The sequence below is a fragment of the Streptomyces silaceus genome, from assembly GCF_001419745.1.
GTDB lineage: Bacteria > Actinomycetota > Actinomycetes > Streptomycetales > Streptomycetaceae > Streptomyces > Streptomyces silaceus.
On the sequence record NZ_LIRJ01000164.1, the window covers coordinates 243 to 14,539 of the forward strand.

The window sequence follows — 14,297 nt, forward strand, 5'->3', positions numbered from 1 at the left end:
GGGGTGTAGCGGACCGAGTCCTTCCAGGTCCAGTTCCCCTCCTTCAGACGGTAGGCGAAGCCGTCGATGCTGCACTTGTACAGCTTCTTCCAGTAGCCGGACGCGACGGTGATCGCCCGCCCCTGCTCGGGACGCGCGGTGTTGAGCTCCAGCGCCTTGATCCCGTACTTGCTCTCGATGTCGCTGTAGGTGCTGGTGAGCTGATACAGCGACATGTCCGTGTCGGTCATCGTGCCGTACGCGACCTTGCTGGCCTTGACCGTCCCGAGGTTGCCGCCCGAGGCGTCGAGCAGCGTGAAGCTGCGCGAGGACGGCTTGTCCAGGACGACCTCGCCCGGCGCGGGGAAGCCGCTCTCCAGGCAGTGGCCGTTGGACAGGACGAGCGCCGGGTCGCCCGGCTGCGAGTCGGGCACGCGGACGACGGAGCCGGAGCAGTTGCTCAGCGCCACCGTCCCGGCGAAGGTGACGGCCTTCGCCTTGGGCTTGGCCGGCTTGGCCGCCGGCTTGGTGTCGGCCTGGGCGGGCCGTTCACTGCTGACGGCCGTCGCGGGCGCCGCCGTGGCTCCGAGCAGGAGAACGGCGAAGCACGCACCGACGAGAGGCTTTTTCATGTGGGGGTCCCCTCTTGATGACTAAGTGACCGAAGTTGCTTCGGTTTTGTCATGCGCATTGTTGAGGCCCCCGGGCCTCAGGACAAGACCGCGAACGGACACAACTGACCGCTGAGAGAACACCCGCGGCCCGGCCGGGCGGACGCGCCACCCGTACGAGTGGCCGCGCCACCGGCGCGGAAGGACCGTCCCACCAGCACGACCTGCCCCGGCGGTATGGGCGGTACACCCCCCTTGTGTCCGAAAACACGAGGCGGCCCGCGATGCGCGGCCTTAAGCTCGCGGACATGCAGGTCATCCAGTCGACGAAGCTCGCCAACGTCTGTTACGAGATCCGGGGCCCGGTGCTCGAGGAGGCGATGCGGCTGGAGGCGGCGGGCCACCGCATCCTCAAGCTGAACACCGGCAATCCGGCCGCCTTCGGCTTCGAGTGCCCGCCCGAGATCCTGGAGGACATCCTCCGCAACGTCGGCGACGCGCACGGCTACGGCGACGCGAAGGGCCTCCTCGCGGCCCGCCGCGCGGTCGTCATGCACAACCAGACCCTGGGCATCGAGACCGACGTCGAGCACGTCTTCATCGGCAACGGCGTCTCCGAGCTCATCGTGATGGCCATGCAGGGCCTGCTCGACGACGGCGACGAGGTCCTCGTACCGGCGCCCGACTACCCCCTGTGGACCGCCGCCGTGTCCCTGTCCGGCGGCACCGCGGTGCACTACCGCTGCGACGAGCAGGCCGACTGGATGCCGGACCTCGCCGACATCGAGCGCAAGATCACCGACCGCACCAAGGCGATCGTGATCATCAATCCGAACAACCCGACCGGCGCCGTCTACGACGAGGCGATGCTGCGCGGCCTGACCGACATCGCGCGCCGCCACAACCTCCTGGTCTGCTCGGACGAGATCTACGACAAGATCCTCTACGACGGCGTGACGCACACGCCGACCGCCGCGATCGCCCCCGACCTGCTGACCCTCACCTTCAACGGCATGTCGAAGGCGTACCGCGTGGCGGGCTACCGCGTCGGCTGGATGTCGATCTCGGGCCCGAAGGCGCACGCCTCCTCGTACATCGAGGGCCTGACGATCCTCGCGAACATGCGCCTGTGCGCGAACATGCCGGGCCAGCACGGCGTCGTCGCGGCGCTCGGCGGACGCCAGACGATCAACGACCTCGTGCTGCCGGGCGGCCGCCTCCTGGAGCAGCGCGACACGGCGTACGACCTGCTGACGCAGATCCCCGGCGTGAGCTGCGTGAAGCCGAAGGGGTCGCTCTACCTCTTCCCGCGCCTCGACCCGAAGGTCTTCAAGATCAAGGACGACCGGCAGATGGTCCTCGACCTGCTGCGGTCCGAGAAGATCATGGTCGTGCACGGCACGGGCTTCAACTGGCCGGAGCCGGACCACTTCCGCGTGGTGACGCTGCCGACCGCGACGGACCTGGCCGAGGCCGTCACCCGGATCGGGAACTTCCTGGACGGCTACAGCCAGCCGTGACGCCCGCGCCGCGCGGGAACAGCGGATGCCGCGCCGCGCGGGAACAGCAGAGGGGGCCGGACGCCTACGGGCGACCGGCCCCACCGGCGTTCGGGGGTCCGGCCGGGCGGAACCGCCCCATCACCGGCCTTTCGGATCCTGCTCAACTTTAGAATGAATCTAAGCTAGGATGTCCACAAGACAGCTTGGAGGCCATCTCATGTACGAGCCGATCCGCACCAAGTCGGTCCACTCGATGGCCGACGACACGAGCTTCCCGCACCGCACGCGCGAGGAGGAGCTGGACATCCAGCTCGCCGGGCATCTGGCCGCGCTGCTCGCCGTCACCGACGAGCTCCGCGCCCTCGCCCCCGCCGCCGAACTGGACGCGGCGGCCGAGCAGTTGGCGCTCCAGGTCGCCCGCCTGCGCGGCGCCCTGCCCCCGCGCTCCTCCGTGGCCGCCGCCATCCACGAGCCGCACCTGGCCGCCCTGCACCAGCGCGCCCACGCCCTCGCGGGCCGCGCCCTGGTGGTGGCCGCCTCCCGCGCCGACACCGCGGCCGCGATCCTGGCCGCCGAGCGCATGGACGCCCACGCGGACGCCACGCGCCTGGTCGGCGCCTCCTGAACGGCCCCGGTCCGCGGCCGGGGAGGCCGCGGACCGGGCGCCACCAGCGGTGGCGACGACTGGGGGTACCCGTCGCCTAGCCGGTGATCTTCACGGTGGCCCGCGCCGACGAGCCGGAGTGCAGGGCGTCGCCCGCGTAGCTCACCTCGTAGACCGTCTTGCCCCGCTTGCTCGGCAGGTCCCTGACCCTGAACGCGCCATCGGCCGCGACCGACGCCGACGTCAGCTCGCCCGTCGTGCCGAACCGGTCCGTGCGGGTCACCTTCAGACCGATGCCGGACGGCAGCGCGCGGCCCTGCCCGGTCAGCTTCCCGGTGATCTCCACGCCGCCCGTGCGGGTCGCCTCGGCGGGCGCGGTCAGCTCGACGGCCGTCGGGGCCTTGGCCACGTCGACGGTGACCGTGACGTCCTCGGCGGGCCGGTGCGTGACGTCGCCGAGGAAGCGCAGCGTGTACGTCGCCTCGCCGAGGCGGTCCGGCACGTCGAGCACGGTGAAGGTGCCGTCGGCCGCGACCTTGGCGGCCGCCACCTCCTGCGTGCCGTCGGCGTCCTTGCGGACCGCGGTGACCTTCACGGGCTCGGCGGGCGCGGGCCCGTCGAGTTCGAGGCGGCCCCGGATGCCGAGCGGCTCACCGACGACGGGCTTGGCGGGCGTGGTGCCGAGGGCGCCCGTGAAGCGCGAGTCGTGCTGCGCGGCCGGCGGCTTGATGACGTGCAGCCAGAGACCGCCGTTGCCGTTCGAGGTCACCGCGAAGAGCCGCGTGCCGTCCTTGGACCAGCCGAGCCCGCGCGGCGCGACCCGCAGGCCGTCGAGCTCCCCTTCGAAGGCGAACTCCAGCGGCGTCGTGCCGTTCGCCGGGTCGGCGGGCTGGATCAGCAGGTCGGGCGTGCTGCCGGAGGCGGCCGCGCCCCGGGCGACGTACGTGCCGTCGCCGCTGAACGCCACCGCCGTGGACTTCGCGCCGTCGGGCAGCGGCTGGTAGGCGGCCGCCGCGTCCGACAGGTCGGAGGCGTCGAGCAGCCGCGTGCCGTACGCCCCGTCGGCGACGGCGATCCGCTTGCCGTCGGCGCTCTGGGCGATGTCCTTCAGATCGAGCGCGCCCTTGCCCTCGGCGTCGGCGAAGCGCCGCTGCGGGCCCCGCACCAGGGTCTCGCCGCTCGCGTCGTACGTGGTCAGGAACGGATTGGCGTCGGCGCCCGCGGCCGCCTGCCCCACCACGAGCCGGTCCGGCGCCCCGGGCCCGGCGGCCAGCTTCAGCCGCCCCTGGCTCTGCCAGCCGGTGTTGACGTGGGAGGTGCCGCTGACCCCGTACAGCGAGGCGATGTTGTCGGGCCGGTCGCAGTACGGGTCGTTGTACGGCGTCTCCGTGAACCACGTCTTGCCGCCCGCCACGGCCACGTCGCGGCCGCAGGTGACGTCGTAGGGCACGAAGGAGGCGCCGCTCCTGGTCTGCGTCGCCGTGTCGAACGTCAGCATGCGGTGGGACTGCGACACGTGGAGCGTCGCGCCGTCCGCGCTGAGCGCCATGCCGGACACCGGCTGGTCGGTCGGGAGCGATCCCACCCGCTGGCCCTGGAAGTTGTAGACCAGGACCGCGCTCTCGCCGCTGCTCCTGCGCCCGTCGGTCACGTAGACGCGCTCGTGCGCGTCGTCGACCACCATCGCCCCGAACGACGCGATGGGCAGCTTCGCCACCTCGTCCGACGGCGTGACGGCGTACGCCGCGGGCGTGCCGACGGCGACGAGCCCTGTCGAGCCGAGGGCCACCGCGAGCGCGGCGCCCGTCACCCGTCTCAACCGCTGAGACTTCTTCAACTTGTCCCCCCACAGGCTCTTTTGGCGGCACGCGTCGATCAGCGGCCCCCCGTGTGGGCACATTGAAACATGTGAGAGCCATGTGAAGGCAAGGTGCACAAGATGCGGGTATGGGTGGACGGAACCCCTCCGCACACGCGGACGGGCCCCGCACGCCGTTGTGCGGGGCCCATCCGGAATGCGGGGTGCGTCAGCCCAGGCGCTGCACCAGCGCGCGGTACTCGTCCCACAGCTCCTTGGGCGTGTGGTCGCCGAAGGTGTTGAGGTGCTCGGGTACCAGGGAGGCCTCCTCGCGCCAGACCTCCTTGTCGACCGTGAGCAGGAACTCCAGGTCGGCGTCGGCCAGGTCGAGGCCGTTCGTGTCGAGCGAGGCGGCCGTCGGCAGGATGCCGATGGGGGTCTCGACGCCCTCGGCCCTGCCGTCGAGGCGGTCCACGATCCACTTCAGGACGCGGGCGTTCTCGCCGAAGCCGGGCCACACGAACGCGCCGTCGGCGTTCTTCCGGAACCAGTTGACGTAGTAGATCTTGGGCAGCTTCGCCTGGTCCTTGTCGGCGCCGACCTTGACCCAGTGGGCCATGTAGTCGCCCATGTTGTAGCCGCAGAACGGCAGCATGGCGAACGGGTCGCGGCGCAGCTCGCCGACCTTGCCCTCGGCGGCGGCGGTCTTCTCGGAGGCGACGTTGGCGCCGAGGAACACGCCGTGGTTCCAGTCGAAGGACTCGGTCACCAGCGGCACCGCGGAGGCGCGGCGGCCGCCGAAGAGGATCGCCGAGATCGGCACGCCCTTGGGGTCCTCCCACTCGGGCGCGATGATCGGGCACTGCGCCGCCGGGGTGGTGAAGCGGGCGTTCGGGTGAGCGGCGGGGACGCCGGACTCGGGAGTCCAGTCGTTGCCCTTCCAGTCGGTCAGGTGCGCCGGAGTCTCCTCCGTCATGCCCTCCCACCACACGTCGCCGTCGTCGGTGAGCGCGACGTTCGTGAAGACGGAGTTGCCCCACAGCGTCTTCATCGCGTTGGCGTTGGTGTGCTCGCCGGTGCCGGGCGCGACGCCGAAGAAGCCGGCCTCGGGGTTGATCGCGTAGAGGCGGCCGTCCTCGCCGAACCGCATCCAGGCGATGTCGTCGCCGATGGTCTCCACGGTCCAGCCGGAGATCGTGGGCTCCAGCATGGCGAGGTTGGTCTTGCCGCAGGCGCTCGGGAACGCGGCGGCGACGTACTTCGACTCGCCCTGCGGCGGGGTCAGCTTGAGGATCAGCATGTGCTCGGCGAGCCAGCCCTCGTCGCGCGCCATGACGGAGGCGATGCGCAGGGCGTAGCACTTCTTGCCGAGCAGGGCGTTGCCGCCGTAGCCCGAGCCGTACGACCAGATCTCGCGGTCCTCGGGGAAGTGCGAGATGTACTTGGTGGAGCTGCAGGGCCACGGCACGTCGGCCTCGCCCTCCGCCAGCGGCGCGCCCAGGGTGTGGACGGCCTTCACGAAGAAGCCGTCGGAGCCCAGCTCGTCCAGGACGCTCTGGCCCATCCGGGTCATGGTGCGCATCGAGACGGCGACGTACGCGGAGTCGGTGATCTCGACGCCGATCGCGGACAGCGGCGAGCCGACCGGGCCCATGCAGAAGGGCACGACGTACATCGTGCGGCCGCGCATGGAGCCGCGGAAGATGCCCTTCTCGCCGGCGAAGATCTCCCGCATCTCGGCGGGAGCCTTCCAGTGGTTGGTCGGGCCCGCGTCCTCCTCCTTCGCGGAGCAGATGAAGGTGCGGTCCTCGACCCGCGCGACATCGGTCGGGTCGGAGGCCGCGTAGTAGGAGTTGGGGCGCTTGATCGGGTCGAGCTTCTTGAAGGTGCCCTTGGCGACGAGCTCCCCGCACAGGCGCTCGTACTCGGCCTCGGAGCCGTCACACCAGACGACGTTGTCCGGCTGGGTCAGTTCGGCGATCTCGTTGACCCAGGAGACGAGCTCCTGGTGGGTGGTCGGGGCAGTGCCCAAGGACAGGGGAGCCGCGATGTCGCGCGCCACGATTGCTCCTAATCGAGGGGTTTTTGATGATGTATGCCCCGTGGGGGCTGCGACCCGGACGCTTCACGTGATGTCCCTCTGGCGCTCATCCGGTGCCGACCGCACTCATTTGATCATCCGACGCGCACGCCCATCTGTCCAGAGGGCCTCACACCTGAGCGGCGTGAGCATTGCCACTTGTACGCGTACGGGGGTGAGGGCGGTGATCCGTCCGTTTGATGTACGACTTACGGAGCCGTAGGTACGATGCGGCCCATGACCGCCCCTGTCCCCGAAGTGGTCCCCGAGCCCGCGGGCACCGCTTCGCTCGCCCCACCGCGGCCACCTCTGCCGCTCCCCGCGAAGCCGAAGATGCGCGGCTGGCTGCACGCCGGCATGTTCCCCGCGGTGCTGATCGCGGGCCTGGTGCTGACCGCGCTCGCGGACTCCACCCGCGGCCGGATCGCCTGCGGCATCTTCGCCCTGTCCGCCTGTCTGCTCTTCGGCGTGAGCGCGCTGTACCACCGGGGCAACTGGGGCCCGAGAGCCGACGGCATCCTCCGCAGACTCGACCACTCGAACATCTTCCTGATCATCGCGGGCACCTACACCCCACTGACGCTGCTGCTCCTCCCCGAGGCGAAGGGGCGGTGGCTGCTCTGGGGTGTCTGGGGAGCGGCCGTCGCCGGCATCGCCTTCCGCGTCCTGTGGGTCGGCGCCCCGCGCTGGCTGTACACCCCGTGCTATATCGCGATGGGCTGGGCCGCGGTCTTCTTCCTGCCGGACTTCATGCAGAAGGGCGGCATCGCGGTGCTCGTCCTGGTCGTCGTCGGCGGGCTGCTCTACAGCGCGGGCGGCGTGATCTACGGCATCAAGCGCCCCAACCCCTCGCCCCGCTTCTTCGGCTTCCATGAGGTCTTCCACTCCCTGACGCTCGCGGCCTTCGCGGTGCACTACGTCGGCATCTCCCTGGTGGCGTACCAGCACGCCTGACGCTCTCCCCCCCTTCCACCCCGGTGGCCGCGGCTCTTCAGCCGCGGCCACTTTCGCGTGCGACTGCTTCCGCACGCCTCCCGCGCACCCCCCTGCCCCGCTCCGGCGCCGCGCGCACGCCGCGCGGGGACGGGGGACGAGGACCGGGGCGAGGCGCGCGACACGGAGCGGGGCGGAGCCGATGCCCGACAATGAATCCCATGAAGGCCGCACGGACCCCGCTCGCCGAGACCGCGCCCCCGCTCGGGCTGCGCGAGCGCAAGAAGCTCAAGACCCGCCTCGCGATCCGGGAGGCGACGTACCGGCTGATCGGGGAGCAGGGGTACGAGGCCACCACGGTCGAGCAGATCGCGGAGGCCGCGGAGGTGTCGCCCTCCACGGTCTTCCGCTACTTCCCGACCAAGGAGGACATCGTCCTCGCCGACGAGTTCGACCCGCTCCTGGAGGGCGAGTTGCGCAGGCGGCCCGCCGACGAGCCGATCGTGGAGTCGCTGCGGCACGTGCTGCGCCGAGCCGTCGTCCTCGGCTTCACCGAGGAGCCCGAGACCACCCGGCTGCGCACGAAGCTGATGATCGAGGTGCCCGCCGTGCGCTCGCGCATGCTGGAGAGCATGTCCGTCACCGGCGGGATCCTGTGCCGCGTCATCGCCGAGCGCACCGGCCGTGACCCGGGCGACCTGGAGGTGCGCACGTTCGCCATGGGGCTGATCGGCGCGCTCACCGAGACCACCGCCTACTGGGCCGAGCACGACCACAAGGACGACCTGGCCACACTGGTGGACCGAACCCTGTCGACGCTGACCCGCGGGTTCGCGGGGGCCGAAAATCCCCGGTGACGCCCGACCCGGACATGCCATCCTGACCGCATGAACGGTCCGGAGATTGTCGTCGGTTTCGCCCCCGAACTGGGGGTCTTCGTCCCGCACGAGCGAAGGGGCGGCCCCACCACGGCGATGACGGACGGAGTGTCCACGCTCGGGCACGTCGTCGAGTCCCTCGGCGTCCCGCTGACGGAGGTCGGCGCGCTCGTGGTGGACGGCCGCGAGGTCGCCACCGGACACGTCCCGGCGGCCGGAGAGACCGTCGACGTCCGCGCGGTCGTCCGCCCCCAGGCCGTCCCCGGCGCCCCGCTCCGCTTCCTCCTCGACGTCCATCTCGGCACGCTGGCACGGCGATTGCGCCTCCTCGGCGTCGACGCGGCGTACGAGAGCACGGACATCGGCGACCCCGCGCTCGCCACGCGCTCGGCCGACGAGCGGCGCGTGCTGCTCAGCCGCGACCGCGGGCTGCTGCGGCGCCGCGAGCTGTGGGCGGGTGCGTACGTCTACAGCGACCGCCCCGACGACCAGCTCCGCGACGTCCTCGGCCGTTTCGCCCCCGAGCTGACGCCCTGGACCCGCTGCACGGCCTGCAACGGCGCGCTGCGCCCGGCCACGAAGGACGAGGTGGCCGACCTCCTGGAGGGCGGCACCCGGGGCACGTACGACGTCTTCGCCCAGTGCGGTCAGTGCGCGCGCGTGTACTGGCGGGGCGCCCACCACGACCGCCTGGAGGCGATCGTGGCCGGCGCCGTCGAGGAGTTCGGCGCGGACTCCGGCCGGCCCACGGCCCGTACGGCGGCGGGAAGGGACTGACCGCTTCGCCGTAGGGGCGGACGACGCCGGGGCCTAGGACAACTGCTCCGCCAGCTCCGCCGGATCCGTCGTCGGGGCCGCGCAGACGAAGCCACGGCAGACGTACGCGGCGGGGCGGCCGTCGACCAGGGGCCGGTCGGCGAGCAGCGGGAGTTCGCCCGAGCCGGGCGCCCCCGCCGCGACCACCGCGCCCGGCGCCGTGCCCAGCAGCGCGGTGCGGTGCAGGTCGCCCAGGACCTCGCCGACGACCGCGACCTCGCGGGGGCCGTCCAGCGCCGCCTCCGCGACGGCGAGGCCGTGGCCGATGAAGCGCGGGACGCGGGGGCCGAGCGCCTTGACGATGCCGAGCGCGCGCTCCGCCGCCGTGCGGTGCGGCTCCGCTCCGGTGTGCGCCGCGTACGACAGGAGCGCGCCCGCCGCCGCCGTCCACCCGGACGGCGCCGCGTTGTCCGTCGGGTCCTGCGGGCGCCGGATGAGCCGCTCGGCGTCCGCCGCCGTGTCGTACAGCGCGCCGCTCTCCGCGTCGACGAACTGCGCGAGGACGTGGTCCAGCAGGAACCCGGCGAACTCCAGCCACACCCCCTCCCCCGTGACCGAGGCCAGCGCGAGGAAGCCCTCCGCCACGTCGGCGTAGTCCTCCAGAACACCCGCGTTGGCGCCGGCCTGGCCGTCCTTGGAGGTGCGGGCCAGGCGTGCGCGGGCGTCCATGTGCAGACGTACGAGCAGATCGCCCGCGCCGACGGCCGCCGCGATCAGGTCCGGCCGGTCGAAGTACGCGCCGGCCTCGGCGAGCGCGGCGATGGCGAGGCCGTTCCAGGCGGCGACCACCTTGTCGTCGCGCCCCGGCGCGGGCCGCCGCGAACGCGCCGCGAGCAGCCGCTCCCGCACGGAGGCCAGCCGCCCCGCGTCCGCCAACGGGCCTTCGTTCAGCGGGAGTTGCAGGACCGAGGCGCCCTTCTCGAAGGTGCCCTCCTCGGTCACCCCGAAGAGGGTCATCGCCAGCTCCGCGTCGGCCTCGCCGAGGACCTCCCGCACCTGCGCGGCGGTCCAGACGTAGTACGCGCCCTCGACGTGCTCGCCCGTCGCCGGGTCCTCGCTGTCGGCGTCCAGCGCGGAGGCGAACCCGCCCTCGTTCGTGCGCAGTTCGCGGACCATGAAGTCCGCGGTCTCCAGGGCGATCCGGCGCGCGAGCTCCGAGCCCGTGGCCCGCCACAGATGGGCGTAGGCGCGGCACAGCAGCGCGTTGTCGTACAGCATCTTCTCGAAGTGCGGCACGATCCACTCGCGGTCGACGGAGTAGCGGGCGAAGCCGCCGCCGAGCTGGTCGTAGATGCCGCCGCGCGCCATCCGCTCGCAGGTGTCGGCGGCCATCTGGAGCGCGCCCTCGGCGCCCGTGCGGGCGTAGTGCCGCAGCAGGAACTCGACCGCCATGGACGGCGGGAACTTGGGGGCGCCGCCGAAGCCGCCGTGCGCCGTGTCGTAGTCGCGGGTCAGCCCGAGCAGCGCCTGCGCGAGCTCGCCGTCGCCGGGCTTCTCGTCGGCGTTGTGCGTGAGCTGCCGCTCCCCGAGGTCGCGCACGATCTTCCCCGCGACCTCGGCGACCTCGCCGCGCCGGTCCGTCCACGCCCGGTGGACGCCGTCGAGGACCTGTGGGAAGGACGGCATGCCGTGCCGGGGCTCCGGCGGGAAGTACGTGCCGAAGTAGAAGGGTTCGGCGTCGGGCGTGAGGAAGACGGTCATGGGCCAGCCGCCCTGTCCCGTCGCGGCCTGCACGGCCTCCATGTAGACGGCGTCGACGTCGGGCCGCTCCTCGCGGTCGACCTTGATGTTCACGAACTTCTCGTTCATGAGCGCGGCCGTCGCCGCGTCCTCGAAGGACTCGTGCGCCATGACGTGGCACCAGTGACAACTGCTGTAGCCGACGCTGAGCAGCACCGGCACCCCGCGCTCGCGTGCCTCCTCGAAGGCCTCGGTCGACCAGGGCCACCAGTCGACGGGGTTGTCGGCGTGCTGGAGCAGGTAGGGGGACGTCTCATGGGCCAGTCGGTTCGGCATGGACCCATCCTGCCCTGCCGTCGCCCCCGCGCACGGGAGCCCTGTCCCCCGGGCGGCCCGGGGGCGGCTCGTGGCGGGGCGCGACTAGGCCCGGCGTAGGCGCGTGAACAGCGCCCTGCGCGCCCACCCGGTCCGGCGCAGGCCCGCCCAGACGCACCAGAGCGCGGTGCCCAGCGCCACCAGGGCCGCGCCGAGCGCGGTCGGCATCTCGTTCATCACGAGGACGCCGGCCAGGACGACGACGAGTCCGTCGAACTGCCAGACGAAGACGCGCAGTCCGGAGAGGTCGCCCAGGGGCGTGATGATGGGGAGCAGCAGTTCGATGGGCAGGTTCATCTTCATCTCGCGCAGGAACCTGGCGCCGAGCACGAGCACCACGGAGGCCGCGACGAGCAGCGGCGCGTCGGCCGCCCGGCCGTCCTGGAGCGGCCATCGCGTCACGGCCGTGACACCGCCCGCCAGGCCCACGGCGGCGACCACCGCGAGGACCGGCCAGGCCAGGGTGCGGGCGAGCATCCCGCCCCACCACTCACCGAACAGCGGGGCCAGCGTCAGCTCGTCGCGCAGGCCGCGCCAGGTCTCGCCGACCCACCCGGACCCCCAGTACACGGCGACCGCGCCGACGACCCAGGAGAACGTCGCGAGCCGGGCGTCCGGCTCCGCGACGCCGAGCGTGAGGACCGCGCCGCCGGCCAGCAGGAACGCCGCGGCCGCGCTCGCGCGGCCCTGCGTGCGCAGGGCGCGGACCGCGCCCTGCGCGAGATGGCCGCGCAGGCGTCCGTCCGGCCGCACCAGGGCCGAGGTGAGCCCGCGCGGCTGCGGGCGGTACAGGTCGAGGGCGTGGTGGAGCGTGCCGGTCCAGGCGAAGGTCTGGGCCTCGGCGGCGCGCGCCGACTCGCGGGCGAGCCGGGCGAGATCGACCGTGCGCACGGACCGGAAGGCGGCCCGGCCGAGCACCCCCGCGGCGACCGCGAGCACGCCGAAGAGCAGCCACAGGCCGCCCCCGCCCAGGAACGCGGACCCGCCGAGCAGCGCGACGGCCGCGCCCGCGGCGGCCACGGCGGCGGCGAGCAGGAGGTTGTCGCGCACCGTCCGGACCTGGCCCCACAGCCACGCCACGGCGGCGACGGCGCCGATGCCCACCGCGACGGCCACGCCCGGCGGGACGAGCGAGCTGCCCGCGTCGTCGAACAGGTCGGTCACGAGGAACGTCGCCGTGCACACCGCGAGGAGCGTGCCGAGTCCGGCGTACGCGAGGCGGCGGCGGGCGATCGTGCCGAGGTAGTGCGTCGGGGACAGGTCCGTGGACATGAAGACGTGCAGCAGGAACGGCTTGAGCACCAGCGGTCCCCAGAACCGGCCGGTGAGCTGGGCGCCCCAGACCACCGCCGCCGCGGCCAGGCACGCCACGGGCGTCGCCGCCTCGGCGGACTCCAGGGAGACGAGCGCCTTCGAGGTGCGCACCAGGTAGACGACCGGCGCCACGTAGACGAAGGCGAGGATGACGGTGAGGTAGATGGTGTACGCCCAGTCGTGCACCGTGGCGCGGTCGCCGCGGTGGGCGTACCGGTGCCGTACGGCGTGGACGCGGGCCCTGGGGTCGGCCTCGACGGCGGTGATGCTGTCCGTCGTCATCCCAGCTCCATGACGCCGTCGCAGGCTTCCACCACGGCGGCCTCATGGGTGGCGACGAGGAACGAGGTCCCCTGTTCGGCGCGCTCGCTGAGCAGCGTGGCGACGAGGTCGACGCGGTCGGTGTCGAGGTGCCGCTCGGGCTCGTCGAGCAGGACGACGTCGGCGGGGCGGACCAGGGTCAGGGCGAGGCTGAAGAGCTGCAGCTGGCCGGAGGAGAGCTGCGAGGGGAACCGCTCGCCCAGCGCGGCGAGGCCCAGGCGGTCGATGACCTCCTCGGCGCGCTCGGCGGTCGTCGCGGTGTTGCCGTACCAGGAGGCGGCGACCAGGGTGACCTGCTCGCGCAGCGTCATGTCGCGCGCCACGGGCACCGGTTCGACGAGCGAGGCGACGAGCCGCCGGTGCCGGGGCCTGGCCAGGTCGACGCGCTCGCCCTGCACGAGGACGGCGCCGTCGGTCAGCCGGCGGCTTCCCAGGAAGGCGCGCAGGAGGGTCGTCTTGCCGGAGCCGTTGCTGCCGGTGAGGCACCAGAACTCGCCGGGCATCACCGCGAACGTCGTCGGCGCGAGCAGGGTGGTCCCGTCCAGGACGACCGTGGCGCCCTCCGCGGCGATCGCGGGCACGTCGGTCACGGCCGCTCCAGCACGACGAGCATCTCCCGGGAGCGCGCGCCGTAGGGCTCTCCCGCGTACGAACCGTTGACGCCCGCCACCTCCAGACCCGCGATCCGTGCCATCAGGCGGATCTCCGCGAGCGTAGCCCAGGTGGCCTGCTCGTGGAACGCGGTGAGGGTCGACGCGCCCTGGACCAGGAAGATGCTCAGGACCGCCTGGGCGGCCCGGTCCGCGGTCTGCGTGATCGTCACTATCTTCTCGCGGCCCAGCGGATAGGTGACCGACTGCGCGTCCCCGCCCGCGCGCAGGTACTCGGCGGGGTCGGTGCAGTCGAGGAACGCCGCGCCGCCCGGCTCCAGATGGCGGGCGACCACACGCAGGAGGTCGATCTTCTCCTCCTGCTCCTGGGCGAGGAAGAAGGTGTTCCGCGAGAGGGTCACGACGTCGAACGTGGCGTCGAGCCGCAGCTCGCGGAAGTCGCCCCGCACGGCTTCGACCTCGCGGTCGAGGCGGTTCTTCTCCAGGAGGTCCAGCGACGGCCGCGAGGCGTCGACCGCCACGACCCGCGCGCCGGCCTCGGCGAGCGCGAACGAGGACACCCCCGTGCCGCACCCCAGGTCCAGGACCGACCGCCCGGCCAGGGGCCGGTGGGAGGACACCCAGGCGGCGAGCCCGGCCCCCGGGGAGAGCATCGAGGACACCAGGTCGTAGGCCTCGATCGCCGTCTCGTCGTACACGCTCGGGTCACTCACCACGGCGCCCTTCCTTCCGCATCCTGTTGGCCACGGCGAGGGCACCCGGCAGGTTGAACCCCACCTCGGCCGTCGACCGGTT

Annotated in this window: 12 protein-coding genes; 5 read left to right on the forward strand and 7 right to left on the reverse strand. The window is 72.5% G+C overall.

Translation table 11 applies throughout. The features are described 5' to 3' along the window. Window positions 1-611 (reverse strand): serine protease (locus tag AOK22_RS16730; RefSeq protein ID WP_244164823.1); only part of this gene is annotated, 611 nt, incomplete at its 3' end. Between the two features lie 287 nt (window positions 612-898). Here AOK22_RS16730 and AOK22_RS16735 point away from each other — a divergent pair. Together AOK22_RS16735 and AOK22_RS16740 are read left to right on the forward strand one after the other, a co-directional pair. Continuing rightward, window positions 899-2,110, forward strand: a complete 1,212-nt coding sequence (locus tag AOK22_RS16735; RefSeq protein WP_055699469.1) for a pyridoxal phosphate-dependent aminotransferase — start codon at window positions 899-901, stop codon at window positions 2,108-2,110. 199 nt (window positions 2,111-2,309) lie between these two features. Further along, window positions 2,310-2,717, forward strand: a complete 408-nt coding sequence (locus AOK22_RS16740; RefSeq protein WP_055699461.1) for an SCO4983 family protein — start codon at window positions 2,310-2,312, stop codon at window positions 2,715-2,717. A 76-nt stretch (window positions 2,718-2,793) separates the two neighbouring features. On the opposite strand, the gene AOK22_RS16745 is transcribed toward AOK22_RS16740, so the two are convergent. Next, window positions 2,794-4,506 (reverse strand): Ig-like domain repeat protein, encoded by a 1,713-nt coding sequence (locus AOK22_RS16745; RefSeq protein ID WP_244164825.1) that lies wholly within the window; start codon window positions 4,504-4,506, stop codon window positions 2,794-2,796. A gap of 217 nt (window positions 4,507-4,723) precedes the next feature. After that, window positions 4,724-6,556, reverse strand: coding sequence for a phosphoenolpyruvate carboxykinase (GTP) (locus AOK22_RS16750; protein WP_055699462.1), 1,833 nt, complete (start codon window positions 6,554-6,556; stop codon window positions 4,724-4,726). A 246-nt stretch (window positions 6,557-6,802) separates the two neighbouring features. Here AOK22_RS16750 and trhA point away from each other — a divergent pair, with 246 nt between their 5' ends. The 3 genes from trhA (at window position 6,803) to AOK22_RS16765 (ending at window position 9,162) form a co-directional block, all read left to right on the forward strand. Beyond that, window positions 6,803-7,528, forward strand: coding sequence for a PAQR family membrane homeostasis protein TrhA (gene trhA, locus AOK22_RS16755; RefSeq protein WP_079036613.1), 726 nt, complete (start codon window positions 6,803-6,805; stop codon window positions 7,526-7,528). 200 nt (window positions 7,529-7,728) lie between these two features. Then, window positions 7,729-8,364 (forward strand): TetR/AcrR family transcriptional regulator, encoded by a 636-nt coding sequence (locus AOK22_RS16760; protein ID WP_055699464.1) that lies wholly within the window; start codon window positions 7,729-7,731, stop codon window positions 8,362-8,364. Between the two features lie 30 nt (window positions 8,365-8,394). After that, window positions 8,395-9,162: a Mut7-C RNAse domain-containing protein gene (locus AOK22_RS16765; RefSeq protein WP_055699465.1), complete on the forward strand. Its 768-nt coding sequence runs from the start codon at window positions 8,395-8,397 to the stop codon at window positions 9,160-9,162. A 33-nt stretch (window positions 9,163-9,195) separates the two neighbouring features. Here the strand turns inward: AOK22_RS16765 and AOK22_RS16770 are convergent, their stop codons facing one another. The 4 genes from AOK22_RS16770 to AOK22_RS16785 form a co-directional block, all read right to left on the reverse strand. After that, a complete protein-coding gene (locus AOK22_RS16770; protein WP_055699466.1) occupies window positions 9,196-11,217 on the reverse strand; it encodes a thioredoxin domain-containing protein in 2,022 nt (673 codons plus the stop codon). 84 nt (window positions 11,218-11,301) lie between these two features. Beyond that, entirely contained in the window at window positions 11,302-12,852 is a 1,551-nt protein-coding gene (locus AOK22_RS16775) for a hypothetical protein (RefSeq protein WP_055699467.1), read from the reverse strand. Further along, a complete protein-coding gene (locus AOK22_RS16780) occupies window positions 12,849-13,481 on the reverse strand; it encodes an ABC transporter ATP-binding protein (RefSeq protein WP_055699468.1) in 633 nt (210 codons plus the stop codon). The genes AOK22_RS16775 and AOK22_RS16780 overlap by 4 nt, the downstream gene beginning before the upstream one ends. Continuing rightward, entirely contained in the window at window positions 13,478-14,215 is a 738-nt protein-coding gene (locus tag AOK22_RS16785) for a class I SAM-dependent methyltransferase (protein ID WP_055699471.1), read from the reverse strand. Before AOK22_RS16785 ends, AOK22_RS16780 begins: the two co-directional genes overlap by 4 nt. Between the last annotated feature and the right edge of the window lie 82 nt (window positions 14,216-14,297).